Genomic DNA, 20777 nt, shown 5'->3' on the forward strand with positions numbered 1-20777 from the left:
GTCAGCCCACTGCCACACCGAAGCGGAAGAGGCAGTAGAAGAGCATGCCCAGGTAGAACACCGCGCCGAAGCCGATGATCAGGTTCCGCACCGGGCCGGGCCTGATCTTCTTCGGGAGCAGCTTGTTGTTCACCAGCAGCAACACGATGCAGTACGCGCCCATCGCGAAGGTGGACAGGAACGCCAGCGTGTCCAGGATCCCGGCCGGCCCGTCGGCCGGACCGAACAGCAGGATCAGGATGCCGAAGACGATCACGCCCCACAGGAACCCGGCGTACAGGCGGGACATCGAGAACCGCTTGGCCCCTGGCACGAAGTAGTAGGTCATGTCCGCCTGGCCGCGGGAGAACGAGTCGAACAGACCCAGGGTCGCGTTCAGCCCGATCAGTGCGATGAAGGCGAAGAACAACGTGCCCAGGATCGGCGAACCGGCCGAGGCGAACGCGTCCGACATCGCCCGCAGCGCCGCGTCCCGGTCACCACCTTCGATCAGTGACTTCACGTCCGGGTTGGTCCGGGCCGCCGACATCGCCAGCACGGTGAACGAGATCGTCACCAGCATCGTGATCCCCCAGAAGAGCAGGATCGCGTCGAAGGTGACCCACTTGCGCCAGCCCTTCCACTTCGCCATCTCCGCGGGGTCCTCGGTGTCGAACATGAACCCGCGCGACGGCATCGCCTCGGCCTCGCCGGCCGACCGCAGCCCGCGCACCTTCGGGATGTGCGCACCCATGCCGGCGCCGCTGTCGCGCAGCTGCAGCGTGTACCACATCTGCTGCATCCCGGACGGTCCGGCGAACGCGATCGACCCGACCACGACCGGGAACCACGCCGACGTCATCGCCTCGTGCGGGAAGTAGCCGACCGCGAACATCCCGGTCAGGGTCCTGCCGAGGTCGTCCCAGTTGCCGACGATCGCCGCGATCACCGACGTACCGACGACCAGGAAGCCGATCAGCAACCCGAGCAGTTTCTCGAGGAAGTTGTAGATCACCGAGAGCATGCTGAACAGGACGCCGACGAACACCAGAGCCACGCACGCCGTCACCTGCCAGGGGATGCCCGAGACTTCCTCGAACGCGGCGGCGCCGGCCGACAGGTGACCGGGCCACATGTAGATCAGGATCGCCGCGACGTAGAAGAACCACATCAACGGTTTGAAGATCCGGGCGGCGCCGAAGAAGATGCTCTCCCCGGTCGCCATCGCGTACCGCGCCATCTCCAGCAGCACGAACGCCTGCAGGGTGACACCGACCATGAACAGCCAGCGGATGTCCGGCCCGAAGACCAGGACGAGGCGGGGCCACATGTACGACTCCCCCATGCCCACACCCAGCGCGACCAGGAAGACGGTCGGGCCGAGGATGTGCATGGACGGAGGTGCGTCCGGAAGTTTCCGGATCGGCATCGGTTCGAGCCGGCCCGCTTTCCAGACCCGCTCGGTGACGGCCGCCGCAGCGGGCTCGTCGGGCACTTCTGAGGTCTTGCTGGTGACGTCCAAGGCGGACTCCTTACATCGACGCCAGGCAAACTATTGATCGAACCCCCGCTACTGACCCCACCCCTCCTTCTACGAACCGAGTGGCCCCGCGTTGCGGGCCCAGCGGTACTTGGCGCCGAGCACCTCGACCGGTGTCTCGGTGGTGTACGGATATGCGACGACGCCGTGCTCGAACAGGTACTGGGCGGCCTCCTCGACCTCGACGTCACCCGACAGCGAGGCCACGACGGGCTTGTCGATGCCCTTGGCCCGGTACTCCTCGACCACCTCGGCGACCAGCTTGGCGAACACCATCGGCGGTGTGACGATGGTGTGCCAGTAGCCGAGGATCAGCGCGTGGATCCGCTCGTCCTCGAGCCCGAGCGCGACCGTGTTCCGGTACGTCGACGGTGGCTCCCCGCCGGTGATGTCGACCGGGTTGCCGGCGGCCCCGAACGGCGGGATGAACTTCCGGAAGGCCGCGTCCAGATCGGCCGGGATGTCCATCAGCGTCAGGCCCGCGTCGACACAGGCGTCCGACAGCAGGACGCCGGATCCACCCGCCCCGGTGATGATGACCACGTTCTCACCCTTGGGCGTCGGCAGCAGCGGGATGCCGCGGGCGTACTGGAGCATCTGGTTCAGCCCCGGCGCCCGGACGACGCCGCTCTGGCGCAGGATGTCGTCGTACACCTTGTCGTTGCCGGCCAGCGCACCCGTGTGCGAGCTGGCCGCCCGCGCGCCCAGGTCGGTCCGGCCGGCCTTCAGCACGATGACCGGCTTCTTCTTCGACACCCGTGCGGCCGTCTCGGCGAAGGCCCGGCCGTCTTTCAGATCCTCTAGATGCATGGCGATCAGGTTGGTGTTGTCGTCGTTCTCGAAGAACGTGAGGAGGTCATCCTCGTCGATGTCGGCCTTGTTGCCTACCCCAACGATCGCGGAGACGCCCATCCGGCTGGACCGGCTGAACCCGAGGATCGCCATCCCGATCCCGCCCGACTGCGAGGAGAGCGCGACACTGCCGCGGACGTCGTACGGCGTACAGAACGTCGCGCAGAGGCTCTCCGGCAGGTAGTAGTAGCCGTAGATGTTCGGCCCGAGAATCCGCACGTTGTGCTTCCGGGCGATCGCGACGACTTCGTCCTGGAGCTCCTGCTCCCCGGTCTCGGCGAACCCGGACGGGATCAGGATCGCGCCGGCGACGCCCTTCTGACCGCACTGCTCGAGCGCTCCACCGACGAACTTGGCCGGTACGGCGAACACCGCGACATCCACGTCACCCGGGACATCGAGGATCGACGGGAAGGCCTTCAGCCCGAGGACCTCGCCACCCTTGGGGTTGATCGGGTAGATGTCCCCGGCGTACCCGCCGTTGACCAGGTTCTTCATCACCGAGTTGCCGATCTTGCCGTCCTCGTTGGACGCCCCGATCACGGCCACCGCGCGCGGCTTCATGATCCGCGTCATCGCGGTCAGGATCTCGTCGGAGCTGTACCGCTCGGCCGGCCGGCCGGCCTCGGCGTCGACGATGATCCGGAAGTCGACCGCGGTGGCGCCGTCGGGCCCGGCGAGCACCGGGTTCAGGTCCACCTCGGCGAACTGCGGGAAGTCGGTGACCAGGTCGGACAGCCGCTTCACCAGCCCGGCCAGCGCCTCCTTGTCCACCGGCTTGGCGCCGCGGACGCCGTTCAGCATCTCGTGGGCGCCGATCCCGTCGATCATCGCGCGGGCCTCGGGGAGCTCGAGCGGCGCCAGCCGGAAGGTGACGTCCTTCAGCACCTCGACCAGCACCCCGCCGAGACCGAACGCGACGATCTTCCCGAAGGTCGGATCCGTCACCGCGCCGACGATGACCTCCTGCACGTCACCGCCGGTGACCAGCATCTTCTGCACCTGGACGCCGCTGATCTGCGCGTCCGCCTTGTAGGCCTTGGCGTTGGCGACGATCTGTTCGTACGCCGCCTCGGCCGCCTCCGGACTGTCGACCCCGACCACCACGCCACCGGCGTCGGTCTTGTGCAGGATGTCCGGTGAACTGATCTTCAGCACCACCGGGAACCCGATCTCGGCTCCCAGGTCGGCGGCGCCGGCGGCAGTCGTGGCCAGCCCCTCGCCCGGCGTCGGGATCCCGTACGCATCCGCGACCAGCTTGGCCTCGGGCGCGCTCAGCGAGGTGCGGCCGTCCGCCAGAGCCTGGTCGAGGATGGTCTGAACTGCTGCCTTGTCATAGCTCATCTGCGTGAAACTCCTCTGTCCATTGCTTGCGTCCGAAGATCTGCAGTACGGCGGTCGCGTGTCATTCGGACGCGTTAGACCACGCCGGCGGCTTTGAGGGACTCGAGCTCGGCCGTGTCGATGCCTAGGGACCCGTAGACGATCGAGTTGTGCTCACCGAGACCGGGAGACGTCTCGACCACGACCGGGGAGTCGGACAGCTTGATCGGGCAGCCGACGGTCTTGAACGACCCGCGCTGCGGATGCTCCACCTCGACCACCGCGCCCAGGTCGGCCAGCGTCTGGTCCTCGATCAGCTCGCGGGTGGACATGATCGGCCCGCACGGCACGTTGAGTGCGTTGAGCTTGTCCATCACCTCGAACTTGGTGTGCTGCTCGGTCCACTGCTCGATCAGCGCGAACATCTTGTCCAGCTTGTCGAGGCGGGACGCGGGTGTGGCCCAGTCCGGGTCCTCGGCCAGCTCCGGCTTGCCGATCAGGTTCGCGATCGGGGCCCAGCCAGGCGGTTGGACGATCACGTAGATGTAGTCGTTCGGCCCACCAGGCGCCGTACGGACTGCCCAGCCGGGCTGGCCGCCGCCGGACGCGTTGCCCGAGCGCGGCACCTCGGTGCCGAAGTTGTCGTTCGGGTACTCCTTCAGCGGGCCGTGCGCCAGCCGCTGCTGGTCGCGCAGCTTGACGCGGGTCAGGTTCAGCACGGCCTCCTGCATGGCGACCGAGACCCGCTGGCCCTTGCCGGTGTTCGTGCGCTGGTAGAGCGCGGCGAGGATGCCGGCGACCAGGTGGATCCCGGTTCCGGAGTCGCCGATCTGCGCACCGGTGGCGGTCGGCGGACCTTCCTCGAAGCCCGTCGTACTCATCGCGCCGCCCATCGCCTGGGCGACCACCTCGTAGGCCTTGAAGTTCTCGTACCGGCCCGGGCCGAAGCCCTTGATCGAGGCGAAGACCAGCTGCGGGTTGATCTCCTGCAGGCGTTCCCAGGTGAAGCCCATCCGGTCGATCGCGCCGGGGGCGAAGTTCTCCACCAGGACGTCGGAGTTCTTCACCAGGTCGATGAAGATCTCCTTGCCCCGCTCGGACTTCATGTTCAGCGTGATGCTGCGCTTGTTGCAGTTGAGCATCGTGAAGTAGAGGCTGTCGACATCCGGTACGTCGCGCAGCTGCTGCCGGGTGATGTCACCGGTCGGCGCTTCGAGCTTGACGACGTCAGCGCCGAGCCAGGCAAGGATCTGCGTGCAGGACGGTCCGGACTGCACGTGCGTCATGTCGAGAACGCGAACACCATCGAGGGCCTGAGACATAGGAGGGTCCTCTCACTTGTACATGGTCTGGTTCATGGTTCCGGGGGCGTACGCGTCCGGGTCGACCCAGACGTTGATCAGCGACGGCAGTCCGGACTCGCGGGCGCGCTGCATGGCCGGCCCGATGTCCTTGGGGTCGCGGACCTCCTCGCCGTACCCGCCGAGGTTGCGCGCGAACTCGTCGTACTTGACGTCGCCGAGGGTGTTGCCGACCCGGCCGCGGTCGTGGCCGTACTTGGCCTCCTGGCCGTAGCGGATCTGGTTCATCGACGAGTTGTTGCCGATGACACCGACGAACGGGAGGTTGAAGCGGATCAGCGTCTCGAAGTCCCAGCCGGTCATCGAGAAGGCGCCGTCACCGAACAGCGCGACGACCTCCTTGTCCGGCCGCGCGTACTTCGCCGCGAGCACGAACGGGACGCCGACGCCGAGGGTGCCGAGCGGGCCCGGGTCCATCCAGTGGCCGGGCGACTTCGGCTGGACGACACCACCGGAGAAGGTGACGATGTCGCCGCCGTCGCCGATGTAGATCGAGTCCTCGGTGAGGAACTCGTTGATCTCGTGCGCGAGCCGCAGCGGGTGGATCGGGTTCGCGTCGGACAGCTGGCGGGGCAACCGCTTCTGGTACGCCGCCTCCTCCTCCGCGCGCAGTTCCTTGAACCAGGCCTGGCGATCCGCCTTCCGCACCCGACCCGTTGAGGCCTGCGTGACGGCGGCCAGGATCGCGCCCGGGTCGCCGACCAGACCGAGGTCCACGTCGCGATTCTTGCCGACCGTGCGGTAGTCCATGTCGATCTGGACGACCGTCGCCGACTTCGGCAGCCGCCGGCCGTAGCCCATCCGGAAGTCGAACGGCGTACCGACGATGATGATCAGGTCGGCGTTGTTGAACCCGTACCGCCGGGACAGGTGGAAGTGGTGCGGGTCGCCCGGGCCGAGCGTGCCGCGGGCCGCGCCGTTCATGAACGCCGGTACGTCGAGCGCCCGGACGAAGTCGGTCGCCGCCTCGCTCCCGCGTGAGGTCCACACCTGTCCACCGAGCAGTACGACGGGCTTCTCCGCGTGCGCGATGAGATCGGCCAGCGCCTCGATCGCGGCCGGGTCGCCGACGCTCTTGGTCGAGGCGCGGTAGTGACCGGCCTCGGGGATCGTCGCGGAGTCGACCGGGACCGAGTTGTCCAGGATGTCGCGCGGGATCTCCAGGAACGACGGGCCGAGCGCGCCGTTGTAGCACTCGCGGAACGCCATCGAGACCATGTCGGCGGCGCGCGCGGTGTGCGGCACGGTCGCGGCGAACTTGGTGATCGGCGTCATCATGTCGACGTGCGGCAGGTCCTGCAGGGACCCCATCTTGTGCTGGTTCAGCGCACCCTGGCCGCCGATCAGCAGCATCGGGCTCTCGGCGCGGAACGCGTTCGCTACACCGGTCACGGCGTTCGTCGTACCGGGGCCGGCGGTGACCACCGCGCAGCCGGGCTTGCCGGTGATGCGTGCGTAGCCGTCGGCCGCGTGCGCGGCGACCTGCTCGTGCCGGACGTCGACGACCGCGATGCCCTCGTCGACACAGCCGTCGTAGATGTCGATGATGTGCCCGCCGCAGAGGGTGAAGATCACCTCGACCCCCTCGGCCTTCAAGGCCTTCGCGACCAGGTGACCGCCTGAGATCGTCTCCGGCTCCTTCACCTGCGCGACGGGCTGGGTCTCCGACACTGTCTGCGCCATCTGCAGTCATCTCCTCGGAAAGGCCGGGGTCCGGCTTCTGTAGATTGCATACCGTATGTGGTAGTCGTAGTCTTATCCCAGGCTGCAGTGCTTGTCCAGAGGGAGAGTCGGATGACAATTCACGAGGAGCTTCACCGGACCCGAACAGCCCTGCTCGCACTCGAGAAGTCCCTTATGTCGTTGAGGAATCACCTGGGCGCGCACATCGACGTACTCCGCCTGCTGGACGATCTCGAGCGCTGCACGACGGACCTCCGCCGCCTGGAGGATCAGATCCAGGTGCCGGCGCGTGGCGAGCTGATCGTGATCCCCGACGACGACCGCGACCACGGGTTGTGGGGCGCCGGGGATGTCGATCACGAAGGAGTGGGCGCTCCGGGGCGCAGAGCTCCGTGAGCTGACAGGCACTGCTTCAAGAGGTTCCTGAGCTGACGATCGCGGTCACCGTTCGCATGCAGAGCGGTGACCGCGACGGCTTCCGCGACCTGCTCGGTCGCGACGAAGGTGCGATAGAGCGGTTCGCTCCAACTGAATCGCAGCCACCACGGAAGCCGACCCTCCCCAGTCAGCAACTGCAGTGCCGCCTCGTGCGCCCTTCGTAGCCTCGGACTCTCCTCGCCAGTCGTCAGCGCCGTCGACACACAAAGCGCGACCACGCGGGCCGACAGATCCAGGCCCGGCCGCGCGGTGTCGATGAACCTTGGCGCCAGCGGCAGCAGCGCCCGGCGCCCAGCTGAGCTGGAGTGATCATGCACTGCCCGGGCTGCCGCACTCAGGGTCGGATGCACGCAAGTCGGCCGATCCGTCCACGGCTCCCGGGCCAGCTTCGACACCAGCTCCATCACACAGGGTTCAGGTCGCGCGACGCGGCCGTACTCACTCACTCGTTCGACCCGGCGACCGGCGTACCCAATTGGGGCCGGACCGGTAGCGCAGGTCGCCCAGGCTGCTTCAGCAACCGAACGCTCAGAGCAGCCAGTACGCCGAGCAGTCCCGCGCCGAGGAAGAGCGGTCGATACCCAACCGCGGCGATCACCGAAGCGGCCACTCCGACACCGATGAGCCCACCGACGGCCTTCGCGGAGTACAGGATCGCTTGGTTCTGCACGAGGCTGTTCTCACCGAAGAACTCCAGCACGAGGTTGGCCATGATCGCGTAGAACGCACCGCCACCAAGACCGGCGAACATCGCGCAGACCACGAACACCCAACCGACGTCGGCCACCACCAGGCCGACATGCGCCAAGCTCTCCACCATCAGTACGGCGGCCAGTACGCGCCGCCGACCGAATCGATCGGACAGCGTCCCCGCCAGCGACCGCCCGAGACCGTTGATCGCGGCAAGCAATCCGGCAGCGAAGCCGGCCACTGCCACGCCCAGCCCAGTGGACACCGCGAAGCTCACCACGAACGCGATGCCGAACAAGGACAGGGATGCACTGATCGCCAGCATCAACCACATCAACGGCAGGGCACCGGTTCGCATCGCCTCGGCCGGCCGGTAGTGCCGAACGGCGGGCACGTTGTGCGGGATGCTCCGATTGAGTTTGCGGTCGATCGCCCACGACTGCGCATCGATCGCCGCCGGCCACCAATGCCGAGGCGGATCCTTCAACAACCCACCGCCGATGGCGGTCGCCAGTACGGCGATGATCGCGGTCAGATCGAAGACGAGCCGCCGACTCCCTGAGCTGTCGGCCAGCGTCAGCAACGCGATACTCGGTACGGCGCCGATCGCGAACCCGCCGGTGACGAACCCGATCGTGGCCGTCCGTCGATCCGGGAACCACCGGGCCGCGGTCGTGATGCAGGCGGCGTACACGATGCCGGCACCGATACCACCGACCAGCGCGTAGCCGACCACCACGATCGGATAGCTGTCCGCGTGGGCGAGCGTGGCGAGGCCGACCGCGGACAGGACCCCGCCGAGGACCACGAGCTGGGTCGGAGTTGCCCGCCGTACCCGCTGGAGCCAGCCGGCCGGGATCGCCACCAGTGCCTGGCAGGCGACGAAGATCGCCAGCAGCCACAGGGTTTGGACCGCACCCCAACCGCGGTCACCTTCGAGGCCGAGCGCCGCCGTACCGAACGAGTACTGCAACGGGCTGATGGCAACCATGCAAGCCCAAGCGGCCCACAGTTGCCAGCGGCGCGAGTGCCCGGTCAGGTCCTGAGCCTCCTCACCGACCCGGTAGCGCCGTCCGTAGACGTCACGCACATCGAAGTGATTCACGTCGCCTCCTGACTACTGCATACCGTATGAGATCTGTGGTACTCCTCCACGCCGCCGGTTGTCCAGAGCTGGCGTGTTGCAGCCGCCTCTTGTGACCAGATTGCATACCGCATACAGTCGGCACACGTTCGCTCGGATCGGAGGACCGCCCGTGGACCTGATGGAGTACCAAGCCAAAGAGCTGTTCGCACGGCACGGCGTCCCGGTGACGCTCGGCCGCGTGATCGAGGATCCGGCCGCCGCGGCCGAGGCCGCCACTGAACTCGGCGGCCGGGTGGTGGTGAAGGCGCAGGTGAAGACCGGCGGCCGCGGCAAGGCCGGCGGCGTCAAGCTCGCCGCCTCCCCCGATGAGGCGGTGGCGCGCGCCGGCGACATCCTCGGGATGGACATCAAGGGCCACACCGTGCACCGGGTCCTGCTCGCACCCGCGGCCGCCATTGATGCGGAGTACTACCTCTCGTTTCTGGTCGATCGGGCCAACCGCTCGTATCTCTGTATCGCCAGCACGGAAGGCGGTGTGGAGATCGAAGAGGTCGCCCACACCAATCCCTCCGCGATCGCCCAGGTGTCCATCGATCCGGCGGTTGGGGTCGATGAGGCGAAGGCCGCGGAGATCGTGGCCGCGGCCGGATTCCCCGCCGGCGCGGAGGACGTCGTACGGCGGCTGTGGGAGGTGTTCATCGCCGAGGACGCGACGCTGGTCGAGGTGAATCCATTGGTGAAGCTGGCCGATGGGTCGCTCGAAGCGCTCGACGGGAAGGTGACGCTGGACGACAGTGCGTCGTACCGGCATCCCGATCATGCGGCCTTCGAGGACCGCGCTTCGGCGGATCCACTCGAGGCGGCGGCACATGACAAGGGACTGAACTACGTCAAGCTCGACGGCTCGGTCGGCATCATCGGGAACGGTGCCGGGCTGGTCATGTCGACGCTCGACGTGGTCGCGTACGCAGGATCGTCGTACGGCGTGAAGCCGGCGAACTTCCTCGACATCGGCGGCGGCGCCTCGGCCGAGGTGATGGCGAACGGGCTCGGGATCATCCTGAGCGACCCGCAGGTCCGCAGCGTCTTCGTGAACGTCTTCGGCGGGATCACCGCCTGCGACGCGGTCTCGAACGGGATCGTCCAGGCCCTCGAGCTGCTCGGAGCCAAGGCCGACAAACCGCTGGTCGTGCGGCTGGACGGGAACAACGTGGCGGAGGGTCGCAAGATCCTTGCCCAGGCCAACCATCCGCTGGTGACCGTGGTCGACACGATGGACGGTGCCGCCTTGCGCGCGGCCGAACTCGCTGCTGAAGGGAACTGACGATGGCAATCTTTCTGACGGAGAAGAGCCGCGTCGTCATCCAGGGGATGACCGGGGCCGAGGGACAGAAGCACACCAGCCGGATGCTTGCCGCCGGCACCGATATCGTCGGCGGCGTGACACCGGGCAAGGGCGGGCAGTCGGTCGACTTCGCTCGCCGTTCGATCCCTGTCTACGGCTCGTGCGCGGACGCGGTCGCGGCGACGGGTGCGGATGTGTCGGTGGTGTTCGTGCCGCCGCGGTTCACCAAGGGCGCGGTGATCGAGGCCGTGGATGCCGGGATTCCGTTGGTGGTGGTGATTACCGAGGGCGTGCCGGTGCACGACACGGCCGCGTTCTTCGCCCACGCTCAGGCCGCCGGGGTCCGGGTGATCGGGCCGAACTGCCCGGGGATCATCAGCCCCGGTCAGGCGAACGCGGGGATCATCCCGGCCGATATCGCCGGGCCCGGGCGGATCGGGCTGGTGTCGAAGTCGGGGACGCTGACCTACCAGATGATGCACGAACTGCGGGACTTCGGCTTCTCCACCGCGATCGGGATCGGCGGCGACCCGATCATCGGGACCACCCACATCGACGCCCTGCAAGCGTTTCAGGACGACCCGGACACCGACGCGATCGTGATGATCGGCGAGATCGGCGGTGACGCCGAGGAGCGCGCAGCGGCGTACATCGCGGCCCACGTGACCAAGCCGGTGGTCGGGTATGTCGCCGGGTTCACCGCGCCCGAGGGCAAGACGATGGGCCACGCCGGCGCGATCGTCTCCGGCTCCTCCGGTACGGCGGCCGCGAAGGCGGAGGCATTGGAGGCAGCCGGTGTTCGGGTCGGCAAGACCCCCACCGAAACCGCCGAACTCCTCCGCTCAGTACTAGTCGCCGTCTGACCACCCTCGCCCAGATCGGGCTGCCGCCGTACTGGCTCGAAGGACCAGCTCCGTCGGTACGGCGATCGGTGGTGGGTCGCCGTTCTTCAGTGCGATCAGGAGTGATTCGACGGAGTGGCGGCCCAGGTCGGCGAAGGATTGGCGGACGGTGGTGAGGGGCGGCCAGAAGTGGGCCGACTCCTCCATGTCGTCGAAGCCGACCACGCTGACCTGCTTGGGCACTGCGCGGTTGTTCTCGTGCAGGGCACGGAGGACACCGAGCGCCATCTGGTCATTGGCAGCGAAGATCGCGGTGACGGCCGGGTCCTCGGCCAGCGCGCAGCCGGCCTCGTAGCCGGCTCGCGCGGTCCAATCGCCGTACAGGACTGGTGGGATCGGTCGTCCGTTGCCGGCCAGGGTTTGTTCCCAGCCGCGGCGACGGTGAGCGGCCGGGTACGACGTACGCGGGCCGCCGACGTGATGGACGGTGTGGTGGCCGAGGTCCAGGAGGTGCTGCACCGCTTGGCGCGCGCCGTCGAACTGGTCGGTGTCGACGACCGGGTAGTCGTAGTGAGCGCTGGAGTCGACGATCACCACCGGAAGGCCGTGCGGTAGCTGGACGCCGGCCTCGTCGAGCAGGTAGGCCTCGATGAGGATGATGACGCCGTCGACGGCTTGGGCACTGAGCCGGTTGAACGCGTCGTTGACCGCGCGCTGGTTGATGTCCAGCACCGGCATCAGGTTGACCGAGTACCCGCGCTCGGTCGCCGCTGTCGCGATCGCGTCGAGGGCGCGCGTCGTACCGAACGTCGACAGTTCGAAGACAATCACGCCGATGCCGCGGAACTCACCGTTCCGCAGCGCCCGCGCCGCGCCGTTCGGCCGGTAGCCGAGTTCGCGCATCGCGGCCCGCACCTTCGCCCGCGTGGTCGCGTCCACGTTGGTCCGGTTGTTGGCCACCCGGGACACCGTCTGCCCCGACACTCCAGCCAACGCAGCGACATCAGCCATCGAGGGCCCGCGCCTCGGTCGTCCCGTCACAGTGCCCCCTCACGCCGTGTTGACGTGAACACTACGACCGAAGCCGGACCGCCACCACCCACCAACCGGGCCGCCCACCACTCCGCCCCCGCTCAGCCACCCCCTCCCAACACCCACGTCAGCAAGTTAGTGGGTGCCGCAGGTCCACCCATCACAGGGGGAGCCGGGCTCAGCAGGGAGCGGTGGGAGCGGGGGCGGTGCCGATTTTGCTGGAGAGGAGGTCGGCGACGGCGTGGACGGCGCGCAGAGTGGGTGCCGGGGTGCCGGTCAGGTCGGCCAGTTCGACGACGGCGGCGAGGATGACGTCGAGTTCGAGGGGCTTGTCCTTCTCGAGGTCCTGCAGCATCGACGTCTTGTGCTCGCCGACCCGCTCGGCACCGTCGATCCGCTTGTCCACCGAGATCTCCGGCCGGCAGCCGACCGCGGCCGCGATCTCCAGCGACTCCTCCATCATCAGCCGGATCATCGCCCGCGTCCCCTGGTGCGTCGCGATCTCGACCATGGTCGCCCGCGCCAGCGCACTGATCGGATTGAACGCCGCGTTGCCGAGCAGCTTGATCCAGATGTCCTTGCGGATGTCGTCCTCGACCGGACACTTCAGTCCACCCGCGATCATCGCGTCGCTGAACGCCGTACACCGGTCGGAGACTCCTCCACCCGGCTCACCGATCGAGAACCGGGTTCCCTCCAGATGCCGTACGACGCCCGGGCCTTCGAGCTCGGTCGAGCAGTACACGACGCACCCGACCGCCCGATCCAGATCCAGCACGCGGGTCACCGAGCCGTCCGGATCGACCGACTCGACCCGACGGCCTTCGTACGGACCCTTCAATCCGTGGAAGTACCACCATGGGATCCCGTTCTGTGCCGCGATCACCACGGTGTCGTCGTGCAGGAGCGGCTCGATCAGCGGGCCGGCCGACGCATACGAGTTGGCCTTCAATCCCAGGAAGACATAGTCCACCGGTCCGACCTGTGCAGGGTCGTCGGTCGCCGGCGTCCGCGCGTCGAAGTCACCGCGCGGACTGAGCACCCGGACCCCGTCACGCCGGATCGCCTCCAGGTGGGCGCCGCGTGCGATCAGGTGCACCTCGGTTCCACCACGGTGCAAGGCGGCACCGACGTACGCGCCGATCGCCCCGGCGCCGAGAACCGCAACCTTCATCGACATCACTCCCTCGACCCCGACCCGGCTTTGTATACCGGATACAGTAGGCCGTGCCCTGAGTGCGGTCAAGATCACATCCGGCCGAGAAAGTTCGGTGCGGACCGATGAATCGGCGCGACCCCGGCGGTATGTACCGGCGAGACCTTCTCCACCACCACCACTGGGAGCACACCATGGGACGCGTCATCGTCAACCAGTTCGTCAGCCTCGACGGCATCGTCACCGACCCGGACGGATCAGCCGGTACGGCGACCGGTGGCTGGGCGTTCCGGCACGGGCCGGGCCCGGTCTCGGGCGACAAGTTCCGGCTCGGCCCGATCCTGGCCAGCGGCGTGATGCTCTACGGCCGGACCACCTGGGAGCTGCTCGGCGGGCTGCTGTCCGTCCGCGATGACGACTTCTCGATCGCGATGACCAAGATCGCCAAGATCGTCGTGTCGAACACACTCACCGACGTCTCCGGCTGGAACAACTCCCAGCTGGCCACGCAGCCGATCTCCGAGGTCGTCCGCTCCGAGACCGCCGACCGTGATGTCGTGGTGGTCGGCAGCCTGAGCATCGTCCGAGCGCTGCAGGCCGCCGACCTGGTCGACGAGTACCGACTGATGACGTTCCCGACCATCGTGGGTTCCGGAGAGCACCTGTTCGGCACCGCTCAGCAGGGCGACCTGGAACTCGTTTCGGTCGACCAGGTCGGGCCGGCGGTGCTCACGTCGTACCGGCGGTCAGAGCACCGGAGCTAGCCCGAACGCGGCGAAGACGCCGTCGTCCTGGAACACCCGGTTGTGGCTGATGCCGGCCGCGGTGATGGTGAACACGTGCAGGGTATGGAGCCGATGCACGGCACCTTCACCGCGGTAGACCGCTATGCCTGCTTGGCCGTTCGCCTCGATCGGCAGCACCCGCCAGTCCATGCCACGCCGCGCGAAGACCCCCTCCACGAACCGCAGGTGGTTGTCGCGTCCCTGGAACCAGTTGTAGAACGGCGGCATCTCCAGGACGACCTCAGCGGTCAGCAACTCGGCGAACGCGGCGACGTCCGCCCTCTCGAAAGCAGTGATGTACTTCGCGACCAGCTCGGTACTGCGCGGGTCATCCGGCTCAAGGACGTCGTCTTCCACCAGCCCCGTCTCGGACAGCTTGGCTCGCGCCCGCTGCAGCGCACTGTTCACGGCGGCGGGTGTGAGGTCCAGAGCCGCTGCAATCTCGGCCGCTGACCAGTCCAGCACCTCACGCAGGATCAGTACGGCGCGCTGCTTGGCGGGTAGGAACTGCAGTGCCGCTATCAGCGCCAGCCGCAGACTGCCCTTGGCACCCACCACCGCGGCCGGGTCCGCCGGAAACGGCTGCAGCCAGAGCACCTCATCGCCACGGACCAGCGGGCCTGCCGGGTCCTCCCCCTCCGCCACCAGCCCGGACGGCAGCGGTCGGCGGCTCCGCCCCTCCAGCTCGGTCAAACAGGTATTGGTGGCGATCCGGTAGAGCCAGGTCCGGAGCGAGGCGCGGCTCTCGTCGTACCGGTCGAAGGCCCGCCAGGCACGGATGAGCGTCTCCTGGAGCAGGTCCTCGGCGTCATGGATCGACCCGGCCATCCGGTAGCAGTGCTGCAGTAGCTCACGCCGGTACGGCGCAGTCAGGGCCTCGAACGTCATGTCCCAATCATGTGACAGCGACCCGGTCAGTACCCGGCGTAGTGACCGGTCCTGTGCTAGGGTCTTTCTCGGTTGCAGTTTTTGCAGTTCCTCGATCGTTCATTGACGCCCGCGGATTTGTGATCCGCTCGGGCGTTTTCTTGTTTATCGGCCGGGTCTACCGCAACCACCTCATTAATTTCTTTAGAAAGCGGTACATCATGGCCAGCGGTACAGTGAAGTGGTTCAACGGCGAAAAGGGCTTCGGCTTCATCTCCCCGGACGGCGGCGGCGCGGACGTGTTCGTGCACTACTCGGCGATCGCGACCGACGGCTTCCGTAGCCTCGACGAGAACCAGAAGGTCGAGTTCGACCTGACCCAGGGCCAGAAGGGCCCGCAGGCGGAGAACGTTCGCCCGGTCTGAATGACTTAGGAAGGGCCCGGTCGCTGCGGCGACCGGGCCTCTTTCTTTTTATGCCCAGAGGTGCTCGCCGTCGTCGATCTGCTCGGTGCGGCTGAGCCCGACCGCTGAGGCGACCGCGGCCGAGGCCACGTGATCCGGGTGGATGTGGGCGATGACCCTCAGGTCCTGAGCCTTGAGCCAGTCGACCAGCCCGACCGCCGCCTCTTTGGCATAGCCGTGGCCCTGCCAGGCGGAGCCGATGACCCAGGCGATCTCGGCCGTCGTACCGGTCACTGTGCTCTGCAAGTAGCCGATGAGCTCGCCACCAGCCCGGATCACCCAGTTGAGCCAGTACTCGTCAGCCCTGCCCGGTCCAGCGACCTGACGCTCGTACCGGGCCGCTAGCTCAGTCACGGTCGGTGGCTCACCACCCGTGAACGCGTAGAGGGCCGGATCGGCCAGTACGACGGCCATCTCCCCGGCGTACCGGGGTTCCAGCGGGAGCAGACTCAGGCGTGCGGTGCTGAAGGGCTCTGCGATCACGTGGTCACGGTAGCGCCGGGCGGCTCGGCAGCTCCCTCCACGGCCGACTCGCCCGGCGCCACCACCCGCATCCGGGCGTTGGTGTGCAGGTCGAACTGGGGCTTGCGATGATCGCCGGCCTGGTACGGCGCGACCCGCTCCTCGTAGTGCAGAGCGGAGCCGGCCGCCGACCCGAGCAGTTCCCCTGTTTCCACGGTCTCCCCCTGGCTGACCGTCGGTCCGGACAGCGGCCGGTAGAGGTGCCAGATCGCGTTCGACTCGACCACGACCTGGTCACCGTCCACGTGCACCACCACACCGGCCAAAGTCGCCCGGACCGTTCCTCCGGGCTCGGTGTGGTAGTCACGACCCGAGTGCCCCGCGGCCCCGAACTCGCGGACCACCACTGGTTTGTGCACCGGTGCTGCCATGAGCAGATAGTGCGGACCGACCTTCAGACAGTCTTAAAGCCGCGCCGGTACGGCGGGGTAGGCGGCGGGTTCGACCTCCAGCTCGCCCATCCGCTGCACGTAGGTCCGGTAGGCGCGGCGGGCCTCCCCGTGCGCACCGCTCGCCTGGAACGCCGAGACCAGGCCCAGGTGGGCGCGTTCGTCGTACTGGTCGCGCTGGAGGATGCGGAGCAGGTATCCGGCCGTCGCATCCGGGTCACGCCGTCCCCGCTCGGCCAGCACCCGCGCCACCCGGACGTAGAGCGCCCGGGCCTCCTCACGCATGCCGGCCGCCCAGTCGGCGTACACGTCCTCTTCAAGGAAGTCCCCGCTGTACGACGCCTCTGCTGTCCGAAGCAGCCGCAGATCGCTGGCGTTGAGCCCCTCACGGGCGTCACGCAGGAACAGCTCGACGTCGACGGCGGTCTGGTCACCGTCGAGCCAGATGGTCGCCCGGTCGGCGCCGACGAACTGGTCCGGCGGGTACTTCTTCTCTGGGTCCAGCACAGACCGCACGGTCGACAGAGCGACGGAGAGGCGCGGGGAGGCGACAGACTCGTCCTGGTCCGGCCAGAGCAGGTCCAGGAGCTGCACCCGAGCGACCGGACGGCAGCGACGCGCCACCAGGATCTTCAGCAGGTCGCGGGCCTTCTTGGACGGCCACTCCCCCAGCTGAATCGCCTTGCCGGCGCGGAGGACGCGGAAGCCGCCCAGGCACTCCACCTTCACCGCCGCAGGGCCGGTCTGGTCGCTGGTGGCCAGTGCTGCGGCCGCATAGCGGGTCGCTCCGGCCGCCAGGAAGCGCTGGTGCGCCCGCATCGCGAGCTCACGCCCCTCTGGGCCTTTGGTTCGCTCGGCGAGCATCAGCTCAGCCCGGGCCTCGCCCAACTGATCGCCCAGCTCGCTGCGGATGTTCAGCACCTCATGCAGTACCGATCCGCCACCGGCCTCGGCGTACAGCTCCAGAGCGTCGGCCAGACCAGCGCGGTCGCGACGCTTGCGACAAAGCGCCGCTGCCTCCTCCGCATTGGCAGCAGCCTCAGCTGCGTTGCCTGCATGCAGCGTGACCCACCCGAGCGCGACCAGAGCACCAGACAGACCCAGGACGGGGCCGTAGGCAACGGCCTGCTTCGCAAGCTCAGCCAGCTCGGCTGCACGCCGCGGCTCCTCGACAGCCAGGACCCGCGCCAGCCCTGCCAGCGATGGGACCAGGGACTGCATGTCCTTGGTCCCTTCTCCGATCGCGATGGCTTCCTCGAAACACGCCCGCGCCATCGCACGGTCACCACGCTGGCGGTAGACCTCGCCGAGCACGGACAGCGGTTGGGCGACTCGCTTGGAGTCCAGCTTCTGGTAGAGCGCGCGGGACGCCTCCAGCTCGCCGATCGCCTCGTCCAACCGGCCCAGACGCAGCAGGGCCTCGCCACGGTTGTTCAGAGCGAGCGCCCGGAAGACTGCGAAGCCGGCGCGATCCGCAAGCTCCAATGCGATGTCCAGCTGCTTCAGACCAAGCTCGTAGTCGCCTTCGGCGATGTGGTGCGACGAGCGGTTCACCCGGATCCGGATCGACTGCAGCAGGTCACCAGCTCGCTCCGCGTGCTCCAGAGCATGCAGGTAGTGCGAGGAGTTGCCACTCGGATCGCTGTCGACCGCAGCCAGCATGGCGAGCACAGTGTGCGAGATGGCCAGTGCCCTGTCGTCGCCAGACAGCTTGGCGGTCGCATACGCCGAGTTGACGAGCGCCCTGCATTCTTCGAACTCACCACGCAGCCAGTGCGCACCTGCCCACCACGCCTGCAGCAGCGCCTCGTCTGTCGGTTGCTGGCCGTCGATACGACCACGCTGGTACGTCGCGATCGCCACATCGGTCTGTCCACGCAGATGGTGAATCAGACCAAGCCGCCAGGCCACGCCCACTGGGATCTCGCCGTCGGTCTCGGTGATGCGGTCGAAACACTCGACTGCACCTTGCCAGTCCCCAAGCACCTGGCGGGCTTCGCCTTCTAGCTGGTCCATAGCCGCGTCGCGCAGTTCGCCAGGCAATGCGGCGACCGCTGCGACCACGACCTCAGCCAGTCCGCCTGCGACCATCGAGTGACCGGTCTTGGTGAGCATCCGGGCCACCTTGGCCGGGTCGACCGACTGGTAGCAGGCCAGCGCGTCACGGTGTTCGCCGACCGACTCGAACCACTTGCCGGCCCGCAGCGTCAGCTCGGAAAGCTCCTGCTCGTCGACTACCAGTCTGTCGTTGGCGAAGTTCTTGACGAGCGGGTTGAGCTCGTAGCCGTCCGCCTCCCCCGCCGACACCAGCAGTCCCCGGGTCCGCAGTTGCTGCAGTGTGTCTGGCTCTTCGGTGAGCCCGACCGCCTGACAGAGCTCAGATCCGAACCTCGGGAGTACAGCAACGCCAGCCAGCAAACGCCGTACCGACGGGGGCTCGGCAGCGAAGACCTCCTCAGCCAGATAGTCATAGAGCGGGCCGTCGGAGCGCAGCGCTCGCCGCAGCCGAGCAGCTCGGTCAGCCGGCGGCACAGTCCGCAGTGCCTCGACCGCAAGCCGCACTGCGGCCGGCCAGCCCTGCACCGCCGCCTGCAACGGCTCCGCGAGGTCAGCGACACCTTCACCAAGCACCTTCTCCAGTACGGCGAGGGTCTCGGGGACTGTGAAGGCCAGAGCGGTCGCGTCGATCTCCAGCACCTGTCCACGGCCGCGGAGCCGGTCGATGCCGAACGGCATCGAGGTCCGCGACGCCACCACCAGATGCACGTTGGCTGGAGCGATCCGCACCAGACCCTCGATCAGCCTGGTGGCTGGTGCGTCTGGGCCCAGCTCGTGCAGATCGTCGAGCACGAGGACCAGGTCCTCGTCGAGGTTGTCGTTGAGAGCGTCTGCCAGCAGAGCGGCGTACGCGAGGGCTCTTGTTTCCTGCTCGGCGTCGGCGTCCGGTCCACGCGGACTCTGCAGCTCAGCCGGGATCGAGGCGAGTGCCGGGACCTGACTGCGCAGAGCGGCCACCAGGCGCGCGACCATTCCGGCCAGCGACGCATCCTCGGCTCGCACGGTGTGCCAGGCGCAGGTGCGTCCGGCCGCCCAGGCGGTCAGCAAGGTCGACTTGCCGAAGCCCGCGTCGGCCACGACGGTCAGCAGCCGCCGCTGCACGCCTTCGTCCAGCAACGCTGTCAGCCGCGGACGCCCCACCATCCCCGCCCCAGGTTCCACCAGCCCCACACCTCCTCCCCGGATCCTTCAATAGGACAGCACCCGCCTCCGCCGTCCGCAACAGGGTTCCAGCGGGTAATCACCTACGCACCCCGGGTGAATGCTCGCGGATTGTCGCCGTACCGGCAACACAACGCGGCAGGTGCGCACCGAACTGAAACAGTCCCCCGCGGCCAGCCGGTCACGGCACTGTCCACGGTGCGCCGTAAGGTGGGTGCCCATGAATGACCGGCTGGTGTGGATCGACTGCGAGATGACCGGCCTCGACCTGGCGGCGGACGCCACGATCGAGGTCGCGGTGCTCGTCACCGACTACGAACTGAACGTGCTCGACGACGGCATCGACCTGGTGATCAAGCCGCCGGCCGCCGCACTCGAGCAGATGGGCGACTTCGTCCGCAACATGCACACCGAGTCCGGTCTGCTCGCCGAACTCGACGACGGCATCGACCTCGCCGACGCCGAGCAGCAGGTCCTCGACTACATCTCCGGCTTCGTCAAGGAGCCCCGCAAGGCGGCCCTGGCCGGGAACTCCGTCGGTACCGACCGCACCTTCCTGGTCCGGGACATGCCGCGCGTCGAGGCCCACCTGCACTACCGCAACGTCGACGTCAGCTCCATCAAGGAGCTCGTCCGCCGCTGGTACCCGCGCGTCTACTACGCCACCCCCGCCAAGACCGGCAACCACCGCGCGCTGGCCGACATCCGCGAAAGCATCGCCGAACTGCGCTACTACCGGCAGACCGTTTTCGTCCCCCAGCCCGGCCCCGATTCGGACACCGCCCGAGCCGCCGCAGCCGCCGTCTCGGAGTCCTGAACCCCCGATTTTTAGTACTCGCACTTCATCGCTATGATTACCCAGCCGTCGCAGTAAAGGCGGCAATGGTGGGTGTAGCTCAGCTGGTAGAGCACCTGGTTGTGGTCCAGGTGGCCGCGGGTTCGAGTCCCGTCACTCACCCGAAGTCGAAGGCGATCTGTGTCCGCGGAAAGCGCGGACCGGGTCGCCTTCGGCATTTTGTGCGCCTGCGCTTCGCTTGGCGCGAGCGGGGGCTTCGCCACCCGCACCCCCCTCGGCCTCGCTTCGCATCGGCCTGTGCGGGCTGGGGCGCGCCTGGACGGCGAGGCGGGGCGTTCCCCCAGTGTTCCGGAAAAGGTTCTACCTAACTGCTACCGGGTTGTGGCAGAAAGTCACTACAGTGGGAG

General features: G+C 67.7%; 17 protein-coding genes and 1 tRNA gene. 7 read left to right on the plus strand and 11 right to left on the minus strand.

Annotation, left to right across the window (positions count from 1 at the left end):
* Position 1: 1 nt before the first annotated feature.
* From ACIA49_RS01130 to ACIA49_RS01145, 4 genes are all read right to left on the minus strand, one after another.
* Positions 2 to 1501 (minus strand): Nramp family divalent metal transporter, encoded by a 1500-nt coding sequence (locus tag ACIA49_RS01130; RefSeq protein WP_396375043.1) that lies wholly within the window; start codon positions 1499 to 1501, stop codon positions 2 to 4.
* Positions 1502 to 1570: 69 nt separating this feature from the next.
* Positions 1571 to 3715 (minus strand): acetate--CoA ligase family protein, encoded by a 2145-nt coding sequence (locus ACIA49_RS01135; protein WP_396375044.1) that lies wholly within the window; start codon positions 3713 to 3715, stop codon positions 1571 to 1573.
* Positions 3716 to 3789: 74 nt separating this feature from the next.
* Complete coding sequence (gene frc / locus ACIA49_RS01140; RefSeq protein WP_396375045.1) at positions 3790 to 5016, minus strand: formyl-CoA transferase; 1227 nt, start codon at positions 5014 to 5016, stop codon at positions 3790 to 3792.
* A gap of 12 nt (positions 5017 to 5028) precedes the next feature.
* The gene (locus tag ACIA49_RS01145; protein ID WP_396375046.1) at positions 5029 to 6738 is read right to left on the minus strand and encodes a thiamine pyrophosphate-binding protein; all 1710 of its coding nucleotides are present in this window, start codon (positions 6736 to 6738) and stop codon (positions 5029 to 5031) included.
* Between the two features lie 111 nt (positions 6739 to 6849).
* Between ACIA49_RS01145 and ACIA49_RS01150 the strand changes: the two genes are divergently transcribed.
* Positions 6850 to 7134: a hypothetical protein gene (locus ACIA49_RS01150; RefSeq protein WP_396375047.1), complete on the plus strand. Its 285-nt coding sequence runs from the start codon at positions 6850 to 6852 to the stop codon at positions 7132 to 7134.
* A 484-nt stretch (positions 7135 to 7618) separates the two neighbouring features.
* On the opposite strand, the gene ACIA49_RS01155 is transcribed toward ACIA49_RS01150, so the two are convergent.
* Entirely contained in the window at positions 7619 to 8971 is a 1353-nt protein-coding gene (locus ACIA49_RS01155; protein WP_396375048.1) for an OFA family MFS transporter, read from the minus strand.
* A 151-nt stretch (positions 8972 to 9122) separates the two neighbouring features.
* Between ACIA49_RS01155 and sucC the strand changes: the two genes are divergently transcribed.
* A complete protein-coding gene (sucC, locus tag ACIA49_RS01160; RefSeq protein WP_396375049.1) occupies positions 9123 to 10277 on the plus strand; it encodes an ADP-forming succinate--CoA ligase subunit beta in 1155 nt (384 codons plus the stop codon).
* 2 nt (positions 10278 to 10279) lie between these two features.
* Complete coding sequence (gene sucD, locus ACIA49_RS01165) at positions 10280 to 11161, plus strand: succinate--CoA ligase subunit alpha (protein WP_396375050.1); 882 nt, start codon at positions 10280 to 10282, stop codon at positions 11159 to 11161.
* Here sucD and ACIA49_RS01170 read toward each other — a convergent pair.
* On the minus strand, positions 11147 to 12151 hold the full coding sequence (locus ACIA49_RS01170) for a LacI family DNA-binding transcriptional regulator (RefSeq protein ID WP_396375051.1): 1005 nt from the start codon (positions 12149 to 12151) through the stop codon (positions 11147 to 11149). The genes sucD and ACIA49_RS01170 overlap by 15 nt on opposite strands.
* 199 nt (positions 12152 to 12350) lie before the next feature.
* Positions 12351 to 13346 (minus strand): 2-dehydropantoate 2-reductase, encoded by a 996-nt coding sequence (locus ACIA49_RS01175; protein ID WP_396375052.1) that lies wholly within the window; start codon positions 13344 to 13346, stop codon positions 12351 to 12353.
* Between the two features lie 176 nt (positions 13347 to 13522).
* Here ACIA49_RS01175 and ACIA49_RS01180 point away from each other — a divergent pair, with 176 nt between their 5' ends.
* Positions 13523 to 14092, plus strand: coding sequence for a dihydrofolate reductase family protein (locus ACIA49_RS01180; protein WP_396375053.1), 570 nt, complete (start codon positions 13523 to 13525; stop codon positions 14090 to 14092).
* Here the strand turns inward: ACIA49_RS01180 and ACIA49_RS01185 are convergent.
* Entirely contained in the window at positions 14075 to 15001 is a 927-nt protein-coding gene (locus tag ACIA49_RS01185) for a sigma-70 family RNA polymerase sigma factor (RefSeq protein WP_396375054.1), read from the minus strand. The genes ACIA49_RS01180 and ACIA49_RS01185 overlap by 18 nt on opposite strands.
* 200 nt (positions 15002 to 15201) lie before the next feature.
* Between ACIA49_RS01185 and ACIA49_RS01190 the strand changes: the two genes are divergently transcribed.
* Complete coding sequence (locus ACIA49_RS01190) at positions 15202 to 15405, plus strand: cold-shock protein (protein WP_132164162.1); 204 nt, start codon at positions 15202 to 15204, stop codon at positions 15403 to 15405.
* A 48-nt stretch (positions 15406 to 15453) separates the two neighbouring features.
* On the opposite strand, the gene ACIA49_RS01195 is transcribed toward ACIA49_RS01190, so the two are convergent.
* The 3 genes from ACIA49_RS01195 to ACIA49_RS01205 are packed head-to-tail and all read right to left on the minus strand — an operon-like array spanning position 15454 to position 19574.
* The gene (locus ACIA49_RS01195) at positions 15454 to 15927 is read right to left on the minus strand and encodes a GNAT family N-acetyltransferase (protein ID WP_396375055.1); all 474 of its coding nucleotides are present in this window, start codon (positions 15925 to 15927) and stop codon (positions 15454 to 15456) included.
* Entirely contained in the window at positions 15924 to 16337 is a 414-nt protein-coding gene (locus tag ACIA49_RS01200) for a peptidoglycan DD-metalloendopeptidase family protein (RefSeq protein ID WP_396375056.1), read from the minus strand. Before ACIA49_RS01200 ends, ACIA49_RS01195 begins: the two co-directional genes overlap by 4 nt.
* 33 nt (positions 16338 to 16370) lie before the next feature.
* A complete protein-coding gene (locus ACIA49_RS01205; RefSeq protein ID WP_396375057.1) occupies positions 16371 to 19574 on the minus strand; it encodes a tetratricopeptide repeat protein in 3204 nt (1067 codons plus the stop codon).
* A gap of 220 nt (positions 19575 to 19794) precedes the next feature.
* Between ACIA49_RS01205 and orn the strand changes: the two genes are divergently transcribed.
* Together orn and ACIA49_RS01215 are read left to right on the plus strand one after the other, a co-directional pair.
* Positions 19795 to 20391 (plus strand): oligoribonuclease, encoded by a 597-nt coding sequence (gene orn, locus ACIA49_RS01210; RefSeq protein ID WP_396375058.1) that lies wholly within the window; start codon positions 19795 to 19797, stop codon positions 20389 to 20391.
* 68 nt (positions 20392 to 20459) lie between these two features.
* Positions 20460 to 20532: transfer RNA gene (locus ACIA49_RS01215), tRNA-His, on the plus strand.
* Positions 20533 to 20777: the final 245 nt, after the last annotated feature.

The sequence above is a fragment of the Kribbella sp. NPDC051587 genome (genome assembly GCF_044453945.1).
Classification (GTDB): domain Bacteria; phylum Actinomycetota; class Actinomycetes; order Propionibacteriales; family Kribbellaceae; genus Kribbella.

Bases quoted from the DNA above. Each gene is read 5' to 3' on its own strand.
- ACIA49_RS01170 (WP_396375051.1), bottom strand. From the start codon at position 12,151: ATGGCTGATGTCGCTGCGTTGGCTGGAGTGTCGGGGCAGACGGTGTCC.
- ACIA49_RS01175 (WP_396375052.1), bottom strand. From the start codon at position 13,346: ATGAAGGTTGCGGTTCTCGGCGCCGGGGCGATCGGCGCGTACGTCGGT.
- ACIA49_RS01145 (WP_396375046.1), bottom strand. From the start codon at position 6,738: ATGGCGCAGACAGTGTCGGAGACCCAGCCCGTCGCGCAGGTGAAGGAG.
- ACIA49_RS01135 (WP_396375044.1), bottom strand. From the start codon at position 3,715: ATGAGCTATGACAAGGCAGCAGTTCAGACCATCCTCGACCAGGCTCTG.
- ACIA49_RS01190 (WP_132164162.1), top strand. From the start codon at position 15,202: ATGGCCAGCGGTACAGTGAAGTGGTTCAACGGCGAAAAGGGCTTCGGC.
- frc (WP_396375045.1), bottom strand. From the start codon at position 5,016: ATGTCTCAGGCCCTCGATGGTGTTCGCGTTCTCGACATGACGCACGTG.
- ACIA49_RS01200 (WP_396375056.1), bottom strand. From the start codon at position 16,337: ATGGCAGCACCGGTGCACAAACCAGTGGTGGTCCGCGAGTTCGGGGCC.
- ACIA49_RS01180 (WP_396375053.1), top strand. From the start codon at position 13,523: ATGGGACGCGTCATCGTCAACCAGTTCGTCAGCCTCGACGGCATCGTC.
- ACIA49_RS01185 (WP_396375054.1), bottom strand. From the start codon at position 15,001: ATGACGTTCGAGGCCCTGACTGCGCCGTACCGGCGTGAGCTACTGCAG.
- sucD (WP_396375050.1), top strand. From the start codon at position 10,280: ATGGCAATCTTTCTGACGGAGAAGAGCCGCGTCGTCATCCAGGGGATG.
- ACIA49_RS01150 (WP_396375047.1), top strand. From the start codon at position 6,850: ATGACAATTCACGAGGAGCTTCACCGGACCCGAACAGCCCTGCTCGCA.
- orn (WP_396375058.1), top strand. From the start codon at position 19,795: ATGAATGACCGGCTGGTGTGGATCGACTGCGAGATGACCGGCCTCGAC.